This is a genomic window from Nonomuraea sp. NPDC049141, from assembly GCF_040648415.1.
Lineage (GTDB): Bacteria > Actinomycetota > Actinomycetes > Streptosporangiales > Streptosporangiaceae > Nonomuraea.
Window position 1 is genome coordinate 38,036 of record NZ_JBEZDR010000027.1, and the last position, 16,496, is coordinate 54,531.

Annotated in this window: 19 protein-coding genes; 8 read left to right on the plus strand and 11 right to left on the minus strand. The window is 70.3% G+C overall.

Going from position 1 to position 16,496, the window contains the following annotated elements; translation table 11 throughout:
- Positions 1-17: 17 nt before the first annotated feature.
- Together rpsO and AB0B91_RS52625 are read right to left on the minus strand one after the other, a co-directional pair.
- On the minus strand, positions 18-287 hold the full coding sequence (gene rpsO / locus AB0B91_RS52620; RefSeq protein WP_214642971.1) for a 30S ribosomal protein S15: 270 nt from the start codon (positions 285-287) through the stop codon (positions 18-20).
- A 164-nt stretch (positions 288-451) separates the two neighbouring features.
- Complete coding sequence (locus tag AB0B91_RS52625) at positions 452-1,381, minus strand: bifunctional riboflavin kinase/FAD synthetase (RefSeq protein WP_358338906.1); 930 nt, start codon at positions 1,379-1,381, stop codon at positions 452-454.
- An 83-nt stretch (positions 1,382-1,464) separates the two neighbouring features.
- Here AB0B91_RS52625 and AB0B91_RS52630 point away from each other — a divergent pair, with 83 nt between their 5' ends.
- The 3 genes from AB0B91_RS52630 to AB0B91_RS52640 all read left to right on the plus strand — a co-directional run bounded on the left by AB0B91_RS52630 (position 1,465) and on the right by AB0B91_RS52640 (position 3,858).
- On the plus strand, positions 1,465-2,481 hold the full coding sequence (locus tag AB0B91_RS52630) for an SAM-dependent methyltransferase (RefSeq protein WP_358338459.1): 1,017 nt from the start codon (positions 1,465-1,467) through the stop codon (positions 2,479-2,481).
- Positions 2,482-2,593: 112 nt separating this feature from the next.
- The gene (locus AB0B91_RS52635; RefSeq protein WP_358338461.1) at positions 2,594-3,178 is read left to right on the plus strand and encodes a hypothetical protein; all 585 of its coding nucleotides are present in this window, start codon (positions 2,594-2,596) and stop codon (positions 3,176-3,178) included.
- Between the two features lie 5 nt (positions 3,179-3,183).
- A complete protein-coding gene (locus tag AB0B91_RS52640) occupies positions 3,184-3,858 on the plus strand; it encodes a fibronectin type III domain-containing protein (RefSeq protein WP_358338464.1) in 675 nt (224 codons plus the stop codon).
- Between the two features lie 10 nt (positions 3,859-3,868).
- On the opposite strand, the gene truB is transcribed toward AB0B91_RS52640, so the two are convergent.
- From truB to rimP, 8 genes are all read right to left on the minus strand, one after another.
- Positions 3,869-4,741, minus strand: coding sequence for a tRNA pseudouridine(55) synthase TruB (truB, locus tag AB0B91_RS52645; protein ID WP_358338467.1), 873 nt, complete (start codon positions 4,739-4,741; stop codon positions 3,869-3,871).
- On the minus strand, positions 4,741-5,835 hold the full coding sequence (locus AB0B91_RS52650) for a bifunctional oligoribonuclease/PAP phosphatase NrnA (protein ID WP_358338470.1): 1,095 nt from the start codon (positions 5,833-5,835) through the stop codon (positions 4,741-4,743). The genes truB and AB0B91_RS52650 overlap by 1 nt, the downstream gene beginning before the upstream one ends.
- A gap of 8 nt (positions 5,836-5,843) precedes the next feature.
- The gene (rbfA, locus tag AB0B91_RS52655) at positions 5,844-6,320 is read right to left on the minus strand and encodes a 30S ribosome-binding factor RbfA (RefSeq protein ID WP_219538720.1); all 477 of its coding nucleotides are present in this window, start codon (positions 6,318-6,320) and stop codon (positions 5,844-5,846) included.
- Between the two features lie 42 nt (positions 6,321-6,362).
- Positions 6,363-6,659, minus strand: coding sequence for a DUF503 domain-containing protein (locus AB0B91_RS52660; protein ID WP_219538722.1), 297 nt, complete (start codon positions 6,657-6,659; stop codon positions 6,363-6,365).
- A gap of 120 nt (positions 6,660-6,779) precedes the next feature.
- Positions 6,780-9,962, minus strand: coding sequence for a translation initiation factor IF-2 (gene infB / locus AB0B91_RS52665; RefSeq protein WP_358338473.1), 3,183 nt, complete (start codon positions 9,960-9,962; stop codon positions 6,780-6,782).
- A 112-nt stretch (positions 9,963-10,074) separates the two neighbouring features.
- Positions 10,075-10,389, minus strand: coding sequence for a YlxR family protein (locus AB0B91_RS52670; protein ID WP_358338476.1), 315 nt, complete (start codon positions 10,387-10,389; stop codon positions 10,075-10,077).
- Positions 10,373-11,377: a transcription termination factor NusA gene (gene nusA, locus AB0B91_RS52675; RefSeq protein ID WP_358338480.1), complete on the minus strand. Its 1,005-nt coding sequence runs from the start codon at positions 11,375-11,377 to the stop codon at positions 10,373-10,375. Before nusA ends, AB0B91_RS52670 begins: the two co-directional genes overlap by 17 nt.
- Positions 11,378-11,389: 12 nt before the next feature.
- The gene (gene rimP, locus AB0B91_RS52680) at positions 11,390-11,881 is read right to left on the minus strand and encodes a ribosome maturation factor RimP (RefSeq protein WP_358338483.1); all 492 of its coding nucleotides are present in this window, start codon (positions 11,879-11,881) and stop codon (positions 11,390-11,392) included.
- 220 nt (positions 11,882-12,101) lie between these two features.
- On the opposite strand from rimP, the gene AB0B91_RS52685 reads away from it, so the two are divergent.
- Positions 12,102-12,584, plus strand: coding sequence for a hypothetical protein (locus AB0B91_RS52685; RefSeq protein ID WP_358338486.1), 483 nt, complete (start codon positions 12,102-12,104; stop codon positions 12,582-12,584).
- On the plus strand, positions 12,584-13,012 hold the full coding sequence (locus tag AB0B91_RS52690) for a ferritin-like domain-containing protein (protein ID WP_358338488.1): 429 nt from the start codon (positions 12,584-12,586) through the stop codon (positions 13,010-13,012). The genes AB0B91_RS52685 and AB0B91_RS52690 overlap by 1 nt, the downstream gene beginning before the upstream one ends.
- 78 nt (positions 13,013-13,090) lie before the next feature.
- Here the strand turns inward: AB0B91_RS52690 and AB0B91_RS52695 are convergent, their stop codons facing one another.
- A complete protein-coding gene (locus tag AB0B91_RS52695; RefSeq protein WP_358338490.1) occupies positions 13,091-14,137 on the minus strand; it encodes a DUF5937 family protein in 1,047 nt (348 codons plus the stop codon).
- Between the two features lie 68 nt (positions 14,138-14,205).
- On the opposite strand from AB0B91_RS52695, the gene AB0B91_RS52700 reads away from it, so the two are divergent.
- Genes AB0B91_RS52700 through AB0B91_RS52710 form a run of 3 tightly spaced genes read left to right on the plus strand, consistent with a single transcriptional unit; the run spans position 14,206 to position 16,495 of the window.
- Positions 14,206-15,060 (plus strand): PHB depolymerase family esterase, encoded by an 855-nt coding sequence (locus AB0B91_RS52700; protein ID WP_358338493.1) that lies wholly within the window; start codon positions 14,206-14,208, stop codon positions 15,058-15,060.
- A complete protein-coding gene (locus tag AB0B91_RS52705; protein WP_358338496.1) occupies positions 15,057-16,040 on the plus strand; it encodes a tripartite tricarboxylate transporter substrate binding protein in 984 nt (327 codons plus the stop codon). Before AB0B91_RS52700 ends, AB0B91_RS52705 begins: the two co-directional genes overlap by 4 nt.
- Positions 16,037-16,495 (plus strand): tripartite tricarboxylate transporter TctB family protein, encoded by a 459-nt coding sequence (locus tag AB0B91_RS52710; protein ID WP_358338499.1) that lies wholly within the window; start codon positions 16,037-16,039, stop codon positions 16,493-16,495. Before AB0B91_RS52705 ends, AB0B91_RS52710 begins: the two co-directional genes overlap by 4 nt.
- Position 16,496 lies beyond the last annotated feature (1 nt).

Consider the following 16,496-nt stretch of genomic DNA (forward strand, 5'->3'; position numbering starts at 1 on the left):
CGCCGCTCCCTCTCACTCTATCGGCGCAGGCCGAGCCGCTCGATGAGCGCACGGTAACGCGCGATGTCGACCTTCTGCAGGTACTTCAGCAGGCGGCGCCGGCGCCCGACGAGCAGGAGCAGGCCACGACGGCTGTGGTGGTCGTGCTTGTGCGTCTTCAGGTGCTCGGTCAGCTCGCTGATGCGCTTGCTGAGCAGCGCGATCTGCACCTCGGGCGACCCGGTGTCACCGTCGGCCGTCGCGTACTCGGCGATGATGGTCTTCTTGGCAGCGGTGTCGAGGGACACGGCTCTCCTTTGAGCTACGGGCACGCGCGGATGGATAATTGATGCGAACGACCGTGCGTGCCTACAGTCGCCGCGGCGAAGGCCGTCAGAGCAGCGCGCAGCGCCGCCGTCACTGGACCGACATGCAAGGTTACCACCGCGGTCAAGCTCCGCGTCATCAATCCTCAGCCCGAGGTCAGCCGCCGGGCCTGGTCGACGTCTGCGTGGATCTGCGCGATGAGCTCCTCGATCGAGTCGAATCGGGTGTTTCCCCGCAGTCTCGCGCCGAAGTCTACCGCCACGTGCACGCCGTACAGCTCCAGGTCGTCGCGGTCCAGCGCGTACGCCTCGACCGTGCGCGGGACGCCCTCGAAGGTGGGGTTGGTGCCGACGGAGATGGCGGCGGGCCAGCGCTCGCCCTCGTAGGCGGTGGGCAGGTTGGCGACGGGCACGCACTCCAGCCAGCCCGCGTAGACACCGTCGGCGGGGATGGCCGTGTGGGGCTGCGTCTCGACGTTGGCGGTGGGGAAGCCGAGCTGGCGTCCGCGCTGGTAGCCGCGTACGACCACGCCCTCCACCCGGTGCGGGCGGCCCAGGTCCGCCGTGGCGCCCTCGACGTCGCCGGCCACCAGCCGTTCGCGGATCTCGGTGGAGGAGACCCCGTCGCGCAGCGGGACCACCTCGACGGTGAAGTCATACTTCTCGCCGAGCGCGGCCAGGGTCTCGGTGTCGCCGGCCGCGCGGTGGCCGAACGTGAAGTTCGCCCCCACCACGACCACGGCGGCCCGCAGCCGGTCGGCGAGCATCGACTGGGCGAACTCGCCGGGGCTCATCCTGGACAGCTCCAGCGTGAACTCCTCGACGCACACTTCGTCGACGCCCAGCCCGGTCAGCAGCTCCGACCTGCGCCTCGGGGTGGTGAGCCGGGCCGGGTGGGAGCCCGGCCGGACGACCTCTCTGGGATGCGGCTCGAAGACGACCGCGACGCTGCGGAGACCGCGTTCCCGGGCGGCGGCCACGGCACGCTCGACCACCCGCTGGTGCCCGCGGTGCACGCCGTCGAACACGCCGATCGTGACGACGGACCTTCCCGAACCCTGCACGCCCGGCCCCATTCGCTTGTGGCGGATCAATCCCCCACCAGCCTGCCATGCGGCGCCGCGTGAGCTCCAATCGAGGGGGTACGATCGGCCGCACCATGCCTCGATACGCACTTCTGATCCTGCCTGCCTACAACCGGGTCTACGGCGAGAGCTCGGTCCGCCTGACCCTCGCCGAGCTGGCCGTCTTCGGCCGGCGAGCCCTGCGGACCGAGGTGTCGGCCGCCGAGGAGCGGGGGATCGGCGGCCTGCCGTACGTGACCTTCGAGACGGCCGCGCCGCTCGCCGACGGCGACATCGCGCTGCTGTCCAACCTCTCGTCGGTCTACGCGCTCTACGGGATCGAGGGCGAGCTGCTGCGGCCGCTCACCATGGCGCCGCTCGACCGGCTCAGCAGCGATTTGATCACGATCCAGAAGTACGCCGGCAAGACGAACGAGCACTTCACCAAGCTGCTGCTGAACGTCACGGTGCTGGCCGGCGACCGGCGGCTGGACGAGCGGCTGTCGGTGTTCGACCCGCTGTGCGGGCGCGGCACCACGCTCAACCAGGCCCTCATGTACGGATATGACGCCTATGGGGTTGATGTCGACGGTAAGGACTTCGAGGCGTACTCCGGCTTCCTCAAGACCTGGCTGAAGAACAAGCGGTTCAAGCACACGGCCGAGACCGTCCCCGTACGACGTGAGCGGGCACTGGTCGGCCGGCGGCTGAACATCGCCTTCAGCCCGTCGAAGGAGGCGTTCAAGTCCGGCGACACGCAGCGCGTCGCCGTGGTCAACGCCGACACCCTGCGCAGCCGCGAGTTCTTCAAGCCGCACTCCTTCGACGTCGTGGTGACCGACACCCCCTACGGCGTGCAGCACGGCAGCAGGGGCGGCGGCGGGCTGTCCCGCAGCCCGCTGGAGCTGATCAGGAAGGCCGCGCCCGTCTGGGCGGAGCTGCTGCGGCCCGGCGGCGCCATCGGCATCTCGTGGAACACCTATGGCGGCACCCGCGACGAGCTGGCCGGGATCCTCACGAAGACGGGGCTCGACGTGGTCGATCTGCCCGACTTCGAGCACTGGGTCGACCAGGCGATCGTCCGCGACATCATGGTGGCCCGCAAGCCATAAGAGATCGGATCTCTTCTCGCTTCCGACAGCTCACGTCACCGCTCTTGACGAGTGAGTGTGGTAAGTGATCCCATGAATCCTGATAGGAAAGTTTCCTAATCAGGAGGAATCCATGCGATTACTCACCACGGGCGCGCTAGCCATCGGATTACTCGTCCCGGCCCTGCCCGCCTCGGCCGACCCCGTGGAGTCCGGACCTTGGACCTCATACGAGCCGACGTTCACCGTCCAGGAGCGGGGTTGCGGTGATGTCAGCGACCTGACCTTCAAGCTGAACTGCTCCACCGGCAGCGGCGACCAGCGAGCCGAGCGGCGTTACGCCACCTACTCCAGCGGCACTCGCCAGTTCGAGGGCTACTTCAAGATCACCAGTCTCGAAGGAACCCGCATCAGCCTGAAGCAGACGTTCAAGACGACGGGCCCGTTCTTCATGCTCGCCGTCGAACGCGGCGGCCGGCTCTACTCCGTGCACGGCGGCGACACGATCGCCACCGGCGCCACGATCGGCACGACGGTCCGCGTCAACACCGTTCATGTGGTCGGCAGCACCCATCGGACCTACATCAACGGGTCGCTGAAGCACACCGTGTCGAGTGAGAGCGGCAGCTTCTACGACAAGTTCGGCGCCTACCGGACCGGTAGCGGCAAGGGTCCCGCCACGGTCGAGTGGAGCGGCATCCAGTTCTGGCGCAAGTAGCGGCGATGAGAGCAGCTCTGGTGGCGTTGCTCCTGCTCGCGGCCGCCTGCGCGACTCCACGGCAGGCGCCGGTCCAGCTGACGGCCACGCTCGTGTCGCCGACCGACATCACGCTGCGCTGGGCGGGTCGCGATCCGGACGCCTCCGGGCAGGTCATCGAGTTCGCCACCGAGCCAGGGGGTCCGTACACGATCCTGGGGTTCCTGCCGCCGGAGCAGACCACGTACACCCATCCTGATCTGATCCCGCGCACGCCGTTCTACTACCGGGTGCGGCCCTACTACGGGCAGGCCTCCGCCCCGGTCGACGTGGCGCTGGGCGGCGGGCCGTACGCCAAGCCGGAATCCGGCTGGTCGCAGCCGCGGACGATCCCCGGCGGCCCGAAAGGGGCGCGGCCGGTCAGGAGCGAGGGAGCGGCGCCGTCGGACCTGACGGCCACCGTCACGCAGGCCGACGGGGTTGCGTTCCGGTGGACCGACCGGACCGCCGACGAGGAGGGCTTCCTGCTGGAGGACCGGCCGTCGGGCCGGCCGGACTTCCGGGTGGTCGCCGCCCTAGATCCGGACGTCAACGCCTTCGGCCTGATCACGCTGCCCGAGGAGAGCCGCGCGTCCTACCGGGTGCGCGCCTTCCGCTACGGGGTGTCGTCGAACATCGTCCATCAGACGACCAAGGGCTAAGAAATGAACTTTAGGAAATGAATACGGCCAGGGGCTTGGCGATGCGGCCCTGCTCCTCCACCAGCGCGAGCAGCTCGCCCTCCGGCCCGAACACGCCGATCGGGCCCTTGCCGAGCCCCGCCGCGGGCAACCGCCCGCCGTGGCTGACGACCCTGGCCTCCTCGGCGGTGAGGTCCCAGCGCGGGAACGCCGCGGACACGGCCTCCCCGATGGGCAGGATCACGCACTCCTCGGTCAGCCGCTCGATGGTCCTGGCCCGCGACAGGTCGTACGGGCCGACCCGGGTGCGGCGCAGCGCCGTCAGATGCCCGCCGACGCCGAGCCCGGCGCCCAGGTCGCGGGCCAGCGCGCGGATGTAGGTGCCGCTGGAGCAGGTCACCACGGCGTCGATGTCCATGACGTCGTCGTGCGCCCTGATGTCCAGCACCGAGAACTCCCGCACGGTGACGGGCCGCGCGGCCAGCTCGACGTCCTCACCCGCACGGGCCAGCTTGTACGCCCGCTGCCCATCGACCTTGATCGCGCTGACCTGTGGCGGGACCTGCATGATCTCGCCGGTGAGCGCGTCGACGCCCTTCTGAACCGCGGCGGGGTCAACCTCGGCCGCCGGGGCCGTCGAGGTGACCTGGCCTTCGGCGTCATCGGTGTTGGTGGTCACACCGAGCCGGATCGTGGCCTCGTAGACCTTCTCGGTCAGCGCCAGGTGGCCGAGCAGCCGGGTCGCCTTCTCCACGCCGACCACGAGCACCCCCGTCGCCATCGGGTCGAGCGTGCCCGCGTGGCCCACCCGCCGGGTGCCGGCCAACCGCCGCAGCTTGGCCACCACGTCGTGGGAGGTCCACTCGGCGGGCTTGTCCACGATGATCAAGCCGCTCTCGGCCATCAAGCTACTCCGTCCGCGTTCGCCAGCAGCGCGCGGAACGCCGCCATGGTGTCCTCGACACTGACGTGCGAGGTGAATCCGGCCGCGTTGTGGTGGCCGCCACCGCCCAGCTCGGCGCAGATCGAGCCGACGTCGACCGCGCCCTTGGAGCGGGTCGACACCTGCCAGGCTCCGTGGTCGTCCTCCTTGAGCACCGCCGCCACCTCGGCCTCGTCAGTGCGCCGCACGATGTCGATGAGACCCTCCAGCTCCGCGTACGGCAGCCCGTACGCGGCCCGGTCTACCCGGGGGACATACGTCCACACCAGGTGGTCCTCCAGCGACACCCGGTCGAGCGCGGCGGCGAGCACCTTGAGGTAGCCGAACGGGGAACGGTCCCACAGCTCGCGGGCGATCTCGTCGGTACGCAGCCCAGTGGCGACCAGCCGGGCGGCCATCTGATGCACTTCGGGCGTGGTCGAGGAGTAGCGGAACGAGCCGGTGTCGGTCACCAGCCCGGCGTACAGGCAGGTGGCGATGTCACGGTCCAGGCTGCCGCCAAGGCGGTAGATCAGCTGCTCGGCCAGCACGGCCGTGGCGGCGACGTGCGGGTCGATGAGGCTGAGTGTGCCGAAGCCGGTGTTGGACAGGTGGTGGTCGATCACGATGACCTCGTGGGCCTTGGCCGTGTTGGCGCCCAGCAGGCCCAGCCGGTCGGGCGTCGAGGAGTCGAACGTGATCATCAGCTCCGGCTCCGCCGGGACGTCGGCCGGCGGCACCAGCAGGTCCTGGCCGGGCAGGAAGCGCAGCAGGCGCGGCACGGCGAACTGCCGGTCGCCGAAGGAGGCGACGACCCGCTTGCCCAGGGCGCGCAGCACCGAGCCGGTGGCCAACATCGAGCCGAGCGCGTCGCCGTCCGGCGACACGTGGCAGGCCAGCGCGATCTCGTCGGCCTTGCCGATCAGGTCCAGCGCGCGCCGCCAGGCGGGCTCGGGGATCACCGAGCCGGAGGGCGGCAGCGCGCCCTCCGGGCCGGTGGGCGGCAGGGCCGGACTGAGGCCCTGCCCCAACGTGCCCGGATCCACGCGGGACGGGCGACCGGTTCTGTCACGCACGTCGGGCGTCACGTCGCCGGCTGCCCGTCCTCGTCAGGCTTGCCGCTGAGGTCCGGCTCGTCGTCCTCCTCCGGCTTGCGGTAGGGGTCCGGGTCGCCGGCGTAGGCCGCGCCCTCAGCCTTGCGGGCCACCTCGGCGTCCCTCGCCTTGGCCGCGTTGATCAGATCGTCGAGCTGGCGCGCGCTGTCGGGCAGCGGGTCGTGCTTGAACTCCAGCAACGGCGTGAAGCGGACACCGGTCTGCCGGCCCACCTCGGAGCGGATGATGCCTCTAGCGCTCTCGAGGGCGGCCGCGGTGTCGGCCCGCTCGGCGTCGGAGCCGAACACCGTGTAGAAAACCGTGGCCTCACGCAGGTCCGCGGTGATGCGCGTGTCGGTCACGGTGACGAAGCCCAGGCGCGGGTCCTTGATCCGGCGCTCCAGCATCTCAGCGACGATCTGCTGGATGCGGTCGGCGAGCTTGCGCGCTCGTGCTGCATCCACCATGTTCGCTCCCCCTCACGCACGACCCGGAGGTCGTGCAGTCGTTCAATCTTCGTCGTTGTAAAGCCGATGTCTGGCCGACAGCAACTCGATCTCGGGGCGGAAGGCCACCAGACGCTCGCAAGCATCCAATACCTCTTTGCAGTTGCCCGCCGACGCCGAGACTACGGCGATGCCGACCTCCGCCCTGCGGTGCAGGTCGAGATGGCCGGTCTCGGCCACCGCGACGCCGGGAAAGCGTCTGTGCAACTCGGCGACCAGGGGTCGCACGACGGAACGCTTCTGCTTCAGCGAATGTACGTCACCGAGCAGGATGTCCAGGGTCAGAGCACCCACATACATCGTTGGTAACCACCGCTTGTCCTGGTGTGTGAAGCGCACCCCGGCCCCGCTGCGGTGGAAAGCAGGTCCAGGCGTGCGAGAGGCGCCCGGCGGATGGTCCGCCGGGCGCCCGGCCGCGTGTTACGCGCGCGGCTTCTCCCGCATCTCGAACGTCTCGATGACGTCGTCGATCCGGATGTCGTTGTAGCCGACCCCGATACCGCACTCGAAGCCCTCGCGGACCTCGGTCGCGTCGTCCTTGAAGCGACGCAGCGACGAGACGGTCAGGTTGTCGGCGATGACAACGCCATCGCGGATGATCCGGGCCTTGCTGTTGCGCACGATCGTCCCGGAGCGGACCAGCGAACCGGCGACGTTGCCGATCTTCGGCACCTTGAAGACCTCGCGGACTTCGGCGGTGCCCATCTGGACCTCTTCGAACTCGGGCTTGAGCATGCCCTTGAGCGCCGCTTCGATCTCCTCGATCGCCTGGTAGATGACCGAGTAGTAGCGGATGTCGACGCCCTCGCGCTCGGCCAGGTCGCGCGCCCGGGGCTCAGGCCGGACGTTGAAGCCGATGATGACCGCGTTGTCGTCGGCGACGGCCAGGTTGACGTCGTACTCGGTGATCGCACCGACGGCGCGGTGCAGGACACGGAGCCTGACCTCGTCGCCGACATCGATCTTGAGCAGGGCGTCTTCCAGGGCCTCCACCGAGCCGGACACGTCACCCTTGATGATGAGCTTGAGCTCGTCGACGCGACCCTTCTCGAGGTTGCTGAACAGCTCCTCAAGGGTCAGGCGACGGCTCGACTTCGCCATGTCGGCGCTGCGCTTGCGCGCCGCGCGCTGCTGGGCGATCTGGCGGGCCATCCGGTCGTCGGTGACGACGATGAAGTTGTCACCCGCTCCCGGCACGGCCGTCAGACCCATCACCAGGACCGGACGGGACGGCGTGGCCTCTTCGACCAGGTCGCCGTTGTCGTCGAGCATCGCCCGGACGCGGCCGTAGGCCTCGCCACAGACGATCGAGTCGCCGACGCGCAGCGTGCCGCGCTGGACCAGGACGGTCGCGGTCGGGCCGCGGCCCTTGTCGAGGTGAGCCTCGATCGCGATGCCCTGAGCGTCCATCGCCGGGTTGGCGCGCAGGTCGAGCTCGGCGTCCGCGGTGAGCAGGATGGCCTCGAGCAGCTGCTCGATGCCGGTCCCGTTCTTGGCGGAGATGTCGACGAACAGTGTCGAGCCGCCGAACTCCTCCGCCACCAGGCCGTACTCGGTGAGCTGGGCACGGACCTTGTTGGGGTCGGCGCCCTCCTTGTCGACCTTGTTGACCGCGACCACGATCGGCACGTCGGCCGCCTGGGCGTGGTTGAGAGCCTCGATCGTCTGCGGCTTCACACCGTCGTCGGCCGCGACCACCAGCACCGCGATGTCGGTCGCCTTGGCACCACGGGCACGCATGGCGGTGAACGCCTCGTGACCCGGGGTGTCGATGAAGGTGACCTTGCGCTCTTCGCCCTCGTGCTCGGTGGAGACCTGGTAAGCGCCGATGTGCTGGGTGATGCCACCCGCCTCGCGCGCCACCACGTTGGTCTTGCGGATGGCGTCGAGCAGCTTGGTCTTACCGTGGTCGACGTGACCCATGACGGTCACGACCGGCGGGCGCGCGGCCAGGTCGGCCTCGTCGCCCTCGTCCTCGCCGAACTCGATGTCGAAGGCCTCGAGAAGCTCGCGGTCCTCCTCCTCCGGGCTGACGACCTGGATGTTGTAGTCGAGCTCGGAGCCGAGCAGCTGCAGCGTCTCCTCGTTGACCGACTGGGTGGCCGTCACCATCTCGCCGAGGTGCAGCATGATCTGCACCAGCGCGGCGGGGTTGGCACCGATCCGGTCGGCGAAGTCGGACAGCGACGCACCGCGCGGAAGGCGGATCGTCGCGCCGTTGCCACGAGCGACCTGCACCCCACCGATCGCCGGGGCCGACATGTTGTCGAACTCCTGGCGCCTCTGGCGCTTGGACTTGCGGCCACGCGTGGGACGGCCACCGGGGCGACCGAACGCGCCCGCCGTGCCGCCACCGCGACCACGACCGCCACCACCGGGACGACCGGCGAAACCGCCACCGCCACCGGGACCACCGGTGCTCGTGCCCGGACGACCGGCGCCACCGCCGCCACCGGGACGGCCGGCGAAACCGCCGCCACCGCCACCGGGACGACCGCCGCCGCCACCGCCGCCAGGACGGCCACCGCCGCCACCGCCACCGGGACGACCGCCGCCGCCACCGCCACCGGGACGGCCACCGCCGCCGCCACCACCGGGACCGGCGGGACGACCCTGCGGCATCATCATCGGGTTGGGACGCGGACCGCCGGGACGGGGACCGCCCGCACCGGGACCGGGACGCGGACCGGCCGCACCGGGCGGACCAGGACGCGGGCCACCGGGACGGGGACCGCCCTCGCCGCCACCACGACCCTGCGGGGGACGCGGGCTCGCGCCGTCGCGCGGCGGACCGTCACGACGCTCGCGCTGCCCGGGACCGCCACTGGGGGCACCGTCACGGTTGCCACCGGGACGCGGCGGCCGGGACTGGCCCATGCCGCTGGCGTTGGAGGAGAACGGGTTGTTGCCCGGACGCGGGCCGCGCGGACCCGGCTTGGGACCGCCGGGGCCCGGACGGGGACCGCCACCGGACGGGGCGCCACCGGTACGCGGAGCCGCCGGACCGCCGCCGCCGGAGGGCGCGCCGGAACGCGCCGCGGGGCCGGGCTTGGGACCCGGACGGGCGGCGGGACCGGGACGCGGGCCCGGAGCGGGGGCGCCCGGAGCGGGCGCGGGACGGGTGCCGCTGTCGAAACGCGCCTGCGGGGCGCCGGAGGTGTCGCCACGCTCGGCCTCAGGCTGCGGCTGGTGCGGCATCGGCACCGGCGGGCGCGGCTGACTGCTGACCGCGGGAGCCGGCGCGGGCGCCGGAGTCGGGGCCGGGGCAGGAGCCGCGGGACCCGGACGGGGACCGGGCCGGGGACCCGGACCAGGACGCGGAGTTGATGTTGGGGTCGGCGCCTCCGCGACGCCGTTACCGGCCTGGCTGTCCGCCGGCCGGGGAGCAGCCCTTGGCGGCTGCGGCTTGGACGACGAACCGCCGCCCCTAGAGGACCCACCCTTGGATGCGCCCAATGCTTCGGTGAGCCTGCGGACCACCGGCGCCTCGATGGTGGAGGACGCCGAACGGACGAACTCCCCCATCTCCTGGAGCTTGGCCATGACGACCTTGCTCTCGACGCCGAACTCCTTAGCGAGCTCGTATACCCGGACCTTCGCCACTGCACTCCCTTACTCGGCCCGGGAGGCTGGCTGTGCCGTCCGGACCGTCGCTACCTTGACGTCTTCATCGCCGCGTGCTCATCAGGCGCTCATAGCAATCTGACTCCGCCCATCAACTCGGCGTCCTACATGACATTTCGTGGTTCTCCTTCTCCAGGTGCGCCCGCACTCGCGAGATGTCAAGCGGCCCCGGCACGCGGAACGCGCGCAGGAACGCTCGGCGACGCTCGGCAAGCTCCAGACACTTCTCGGTCGGATGCAGTGACGCACCTCGACCAGGAAGCCGTCCTCGCAGGTCAGGGATCACGTGATCCTCGACCTGCACCAAGCGGAGCAGGTCGGACTTAGCCGTACGGACCCTGCAGCCCACACAGGTGCGCTGTGGAGCCGCGTGGCCACCATATTCCAGCTTACCGTGTTGACGCATCTACGGAACCGGCAGCATCCTCGGCCTGGGTGTCAGGCCGGATGTCGATCCGCCATCCCGTGAGCCGGGCGGCAAGCCGGGCGTTCTGCCCCTCTTTGCCGATGGCCAGGGAAAGCTGGTAGTCGGGCACGGTGACCCGCGCGACCCGGCCTTCGAGATCGAGGACCTCAACGTGGGTAACGCGGGCGGGCGACAGGGCATTCCCCACGAACTCGCCGGGGTCCTCTGACCAGTCGATGATGTCGATCTTCTCGCCGTGCAGCTCGGTCATCACGTTGCGCACGCGCGAGCCCATCGGGCCGATGCACGCGCCCTTGGCGTTGACGCCCTGCCTGCGCGACCTGACCGCGATCTTGGTGCGGTGACCGGCCTCGCGGGCGACGGCGGCGATCTCCACCGTGCCGTCGGCGATCTCCGGCACCTCCAGCGCGAACAGCTTCTTGACCAGGCCAGGATGGGTGCGCGACAGCGTGACCGAGGGGCCCTTGTGGCCCTTCTTCACCTGCACGACGTAGGCGCGGATGCGCTCGCCGTGCACGTAGTCCTCGCCGGGCACCTGCTCGTTGTGCGGCAGCACGGCCTCGATCTTGCCGAGGTCGACCAGCACCACGCGCGGGTCCTTGCCCTGCTGGATCACGCCGGAGACCAGCTCGCCCTCGCGGCTGGCGAACTCGCCGAAGTTGATCTCGTCTTCGGCGTCGCGCAGCTGCTGCAGGATGACCTGCTTGGCGGTGGTCGCCGCGATCCGGCTGAAGTTGCCCGGCGTATCGTCGAACTCCCTGACGATCTCGCCCTCGTCGTCGAGCTCGGCGGCGTAGATGGTCACGTGCCCGCTCGTCCTGTCGAGCTCCGCCCGCGCCTTGGGCGCGGCACCTTCGGTGCGGAAGTAAGCGATCAGCAGCGCGTCTTCGATCGCCTTGACGACCAGGTCGAAGGAGATGTCCTTCTCCCGCTCCAGGCTGCGCAGGACGCTCATGTCGATGTCCACGAGGCTTTCCCCTTAGCCTTCGTCGCCGTCGACGTCTTCGTCGTCGAACCGGCGGAACTCCACCTGCACCCGTCCACGGGTCAGGTCCTGATAGTCGAATCGGCGATCCGCGCCGTCGACGTCGAGCTCGACGCCGCTCTCGTCAGCGGAGCGCACTCGGCCCTGCACCACGGAACCATCTCTCATCTCCGCCTTCACCAGCCGCTTGGCCGCGCGCCGCCAGTGACGCGGCTCGGTCAGCGGACGGTCGACGCCCGGCGAGGAGACCTCCAGCGTGTAGGCCGACTGGCCCATCGCGTCGGTGTCGTCGAGCGCCGCGGAGACGGCCTGGCTGACGTCGGCCACGTCGTCGAGGCTCACGCCGCCGTCGCGGTCGACGATCACACGAAGCAGCCGGCGCTTGCCGGCCTGGGTGACCGTGACGTCCTCCAGGTCGAGGCCCTCCGCGCTGACGACGGGCTCAAGGAGCTTCCTCAGGTGGTCGCGGGGTGATGCGCTGCCCATATCGACCTCCCTATTGTCATGTCTCAGCCGGGCGGACCTCGCCTCTGGCTCACTTGCCGCCTGGCTGCTCAGCCAGCTACGACAGTTGACACCCTATCTGTACGAGGGCACGAAGAGAGCGCCACTCGGCACGGGCGAATGGCGAGCGTCGCCTGACACTGGGAGCGGGCGCAAGACCGTACGATGCTATCTGCGTTCCGTTTACAGGAGGTCCCTGCCCGTGCGCCCGCGTTTCCTATCACGGCGAGCCGTGCTGGCGGGCGGAGCGGCGGCCGCGGCTCTGTCGGGATGCGGCGCGTCCGACGTCCCCCAGCCGTCGCCCACCCCGGCGGAGGATCCTGAGCGGGTGCTGCTGCGGCAGCTGATCGCCGACAAGGAACACACGATCGCCCTCTACTCCACGTTGATCGCGGCCGGTCAGACCAAGCTGACGCCGTTCCGCGACCGCCACCAGGCGCACCTCGTCGAGCTGCGCAAACGCCTGCCCGGCGGCTCCCAGACGGCCACTCCGGCGCCCCAGGGCTCTCAGACGACCGCTCCGGCGCCCAAGACGTCGCTGTCGCGGCTGCGCGACGCCGAGCGCAAGTCGGCGGCGCTGCGCGTGCGTCAGCTCGCCGGCGTCTCGCCGCCACTGGCCCAGCTCATCGCCAGCATCGGTGCCTGCGAGGCCGCCCACGCCCTGGCTCTGCCGAGGTCGGCGTGATGACGCCGGCCGATGTGGAGAAGCTGCGTAAGGCGCTGGCGGCCGAGCATGCCGCCGTCTTCGCGTACGGGCTGATCGGCGCGCGCACCACGGGCTCGCTGCGCTCGCGGGTCACGACGGCGTTCGACGCCCATCGGGCCAGGCGCGACCAGTTGCGGGCCGCCATCACCGCCCGGGGCGGCACGCCGTCCGAGCCGGAGGCGGGCTACACCCTGCCGATCGTGCCGTCCACGTCGGCGGAGGCGATCCGCCTCGCGGTCTACGTGGAGACCGGCATCACGGCGGCCTATCTGGAGCTGGTGGCGTCGGACGACGCGTCGCTGCGCCGCTACGCCGCCCTGGCCATGCAGGAGTCGGTGAACCGCTCCTACGGCTTCCGCCCGGTGGTCACCACGGCCTTCCCCGGCATGTCGCGGCCCACCGGTTGAGCGCCGCTCACCGCGCGCCGTGACGGGCCGCTCATCGGACGCGGTGACGAGCCGCTCTCCGGGCCCTTTGATCCCCGGTCAGCGGTAGAGGACCGCCAGCAGGTCGGAGCCGAGGCGTTCGATCGCCTCGGCGTCGAGCTGGTAGTAGACCACCGAGCCCCGCCGGTGCACGTGCACCAGGTCGGCCTCCCTCAGGTGGCGCAGGTGCCTCGACACCTGTGGCGCGGTCATGCCCAGCTGGTTGGCGAGCTCGGCCGTGGCCACCGGGTTGCGCAGGATGGCGTAGCAGAGCTTGAGCCGGGTCGGGTGCTGGAGCACGGCCAGCCGCTGCCGGGCGGTCTCCAGTGACAGCCCGGCGGAGGTGCCCACGCCGTACTGGATGGCCACGGGATAGCCCGGGTAGTGCTTGACCACGAAGTGCGGCCGGCCGTACAGGCTGGGTACGAGCAGGCAGGGGCGGTCGGCGCCGATGGGGACGGTGGCGTTGTAGAGCTTGTCCAGGACGATCCTGCGGCCGCCCTCGACGGCCGTGGCGGTGGGGAAGTCGGCGATCGCCAGGGGGCCGCGTACGGCGATCGCCCGCTCGCGCCCGGCGGCCTCGGCGGCCAGCGCCGTCCGCAGCCCCGGCCAGTCCGCCTCGAACGCCGCGGCGGCGAAGTCCGCCAGGAAGCCGGTCAGCTCGCGCCTGAAGCCCTCGGGGTCGTCGTGCACCCGGGTGCCGAGCTCCACCCTGCTGGAGGAGATCAGCCTGAGGCGCTGGAGCACGTTGCCGCCCAGAACGGCGCCGTTCTTGCCGACGAGCGCCTGGAGGGTCATCGCGGTGAAGTCGCCGATCGGCAGCGCCTCGATCTCGGCCAGCTCGTCCTCGAGCGTCCTTGCGCGGCCGGCCGACAGCGGCAGCAGGTAGCGGGCCCGGAACGCGCTCCACAGCGGGGCCCACGCCGTGGCCCTGGCCAGTAGGTCCTCGTCGATCTCGGTGTGGACCCTGCCCACCCAGCGGGCCGCCGCGGGGTGGTGTCCCGGCTCGTCGAGCGCGTGCAGGCAGGCGCAGAGCTCGGCCAGCGGCGAGACACGAACGGTGATCGAGGCCGAGTCGGTGGAGGACAGGAGGAGCGTGACAGGCACCCTGTACATTACCGCGTTGGCGACAATCTCCTTGTCCGAAACTGGATATATGTCCAGGCTGTGGCGCCATGGCCAAGGCACTACACGAAACCGGCGGAGTCAAGCACCCCAAGGAGTTCTATTTCAGCGGCTCCACCACGATCTTCGCTTCCCGATACGACCAGCGCTTCTCCTACTGCCTCTACGTGCCGACGGCCCACTCGCCCGACGGCCCGCCGGTACCGCTCGCCGTGATGCAGCACGGGACGGGACGGCGCGGGCCGCAGTACCGCGACAACCTCGCCGAGTGGGGTGAGCAGCAGGGCTGCCTGGTTCTGGCGCCGCTGTTCCCCGCGGGCATCGAGGACTCGGAGGACCTGCACGGCTTCAAGTTCATCCACTACCGCGGCATCCGCTTCGACCATGTGCTGCTGGCGATGGTCGACGAGGTCGGCGAGCGCTTCAACGTCGACACCCGGCGATTCCTCCTGCACGGCTTCTCCGGCGGCGGTCAGTTCGCCCATCGGTTCGCCTACCTGCATCCGGACCGGTTGTCCGGCGTGTCAATTGGTGCACCAGGGCGGATATCGTACATCGACTGGGACAGCCCATGGTGGATCGGGCTCAAGGGGTTCGAGGAGGAGTTCGGCCAGCCGCCCAGGATCGAAGAGCTCGGGGCGGTGCCGGTACAGATGGTCGTGGGTGCCGAGGACGTCGAGACCTGGGAGATCAACAACCAGGGCGACGCCAACTGGATGGACGGCGCCGACGCCTACGGGACCACCCGTGTCGAACGGCTGGCGGCGCTGCGTGACAACTTCGCCGCGCACGGCATCAACGTCCGGTTCGACGTCGTGCCAGGCGTCGCGCACCAGCCGATGAGCGTGCTGGAGCCGGTCAAGGACTTCTTCACCTCGATCCTCACCCCCCGGGAGAACTCATGAAGATCATTGTTGCCGCCGCCGCCCTGACGGTCCTGGCCACCGGTTGCGCGGTCGGCGAGAGCACCGCGGCGGGCGCCGAATACCCGAGCAAGCCCCTGACGATCATGGCGCCGGGCAGCCCCGGCGGCGGCTGGGACACCCGTGCCCGCGGCATCGCCGGCGCGCTCAGCCAGTGCAAGATCACCACCGCGAAGGCCACGGTCGTCAACGTCCCCGGCGCGGGCGGCACGATCGGCCTCGCCCAGTTCGCCAAGAGCAAGGGCGACCCCTACCAGCTCATGGTCATGGACAGCGCGACCATGCTCGGCGGCATCGTCAACAACCACTCGCCCGTCGACCTGACCACGCTCACCCCCATCGCGGGGCTGAGCAGGGGGCCGAGCGCGATCGTGGTGCCGAAGTCGGCGCCGTACGAAGACCTGAAGTCGCTGCTCGCCGCGATGAAGAAGGACCCGCACGGCGTCAAGTGGACCGGCGGCTCGCTCGGCGGCCCCGGGCAGATGACGGTGGCGGGGCTGGCCAAGGGCCAGGGCATCGACGCCAAGCAGGTCAACTACGTGCCCACGTCGGGCGGCGGCGAGTCGATGAACCTGCTGCTCAGCGGCGCCGCCACAGCGGGCATCGACACCGTCGCCGAGCTCCGCGCGCAGCTCCAGGCCGGAGAGCTCAGGGCGCTCGCGGTGGACGGCGACAAGCGGATCGAGGGCGTCGACGCGCCGACGCTGAAGGAGCTCGGGCTCTCGGACCAGGCCATCTCCACGATGGCCGGCGTGCTCGCCCCGGCGGGGCTGTCGGCCGCGCAGCAGCAGGACATCGTCAAGATGGTCGACAAGATGCGGCAGACGTCGTGCTGGCAGCAGGTGCTCAAGCAGAACAACTGGGTCGACGCCTGGACCCCGGGCGACTCGTTCAAGCAGGTCCTCACCGAGCAGCGCGGTCAGATCACCACCATCCTCGGCGAGCTGGGACTGGGCAAATGACCACCCGGCTCGTGTCGGCCGGGTTCCTGGCGGTCGCGCTGGTCGTGCTGGCGCAGGCGTTCATGATCCCCGACAGCGGCGGCTACCAGGCCGTCGGCCCCCGGGCCTTCCCGCTCCTGGTCGGCATCGGCATGGCGGTGGTGGCGGTGATCGGGGTGGCGCAGGCGTTCCGCGCTCCGGTGAGCAGCGAGGGAGAGAGCGAGGACGAGGGGATCCACTGGCGTCCCGTGCTGCTCCTCATCGGCACGCTCGCCCTGTACGCGACCCTGCTCGTGCCCGTGGGCTACTGGCAGGCCACCACGCTGTTCTTCCTCGCGGTCGCCCGGGTGCTCGGCAGCCGCAAGCTGGTCCGCGACCTGGTCGTGGGCCTGCTGCTGGCGCTGGCGACGTACCTGCTGTTCGACCGGGTGCTGGGCATCACGCTGCCGCCCGGCCTGATCAGATTGGCGATCTGAG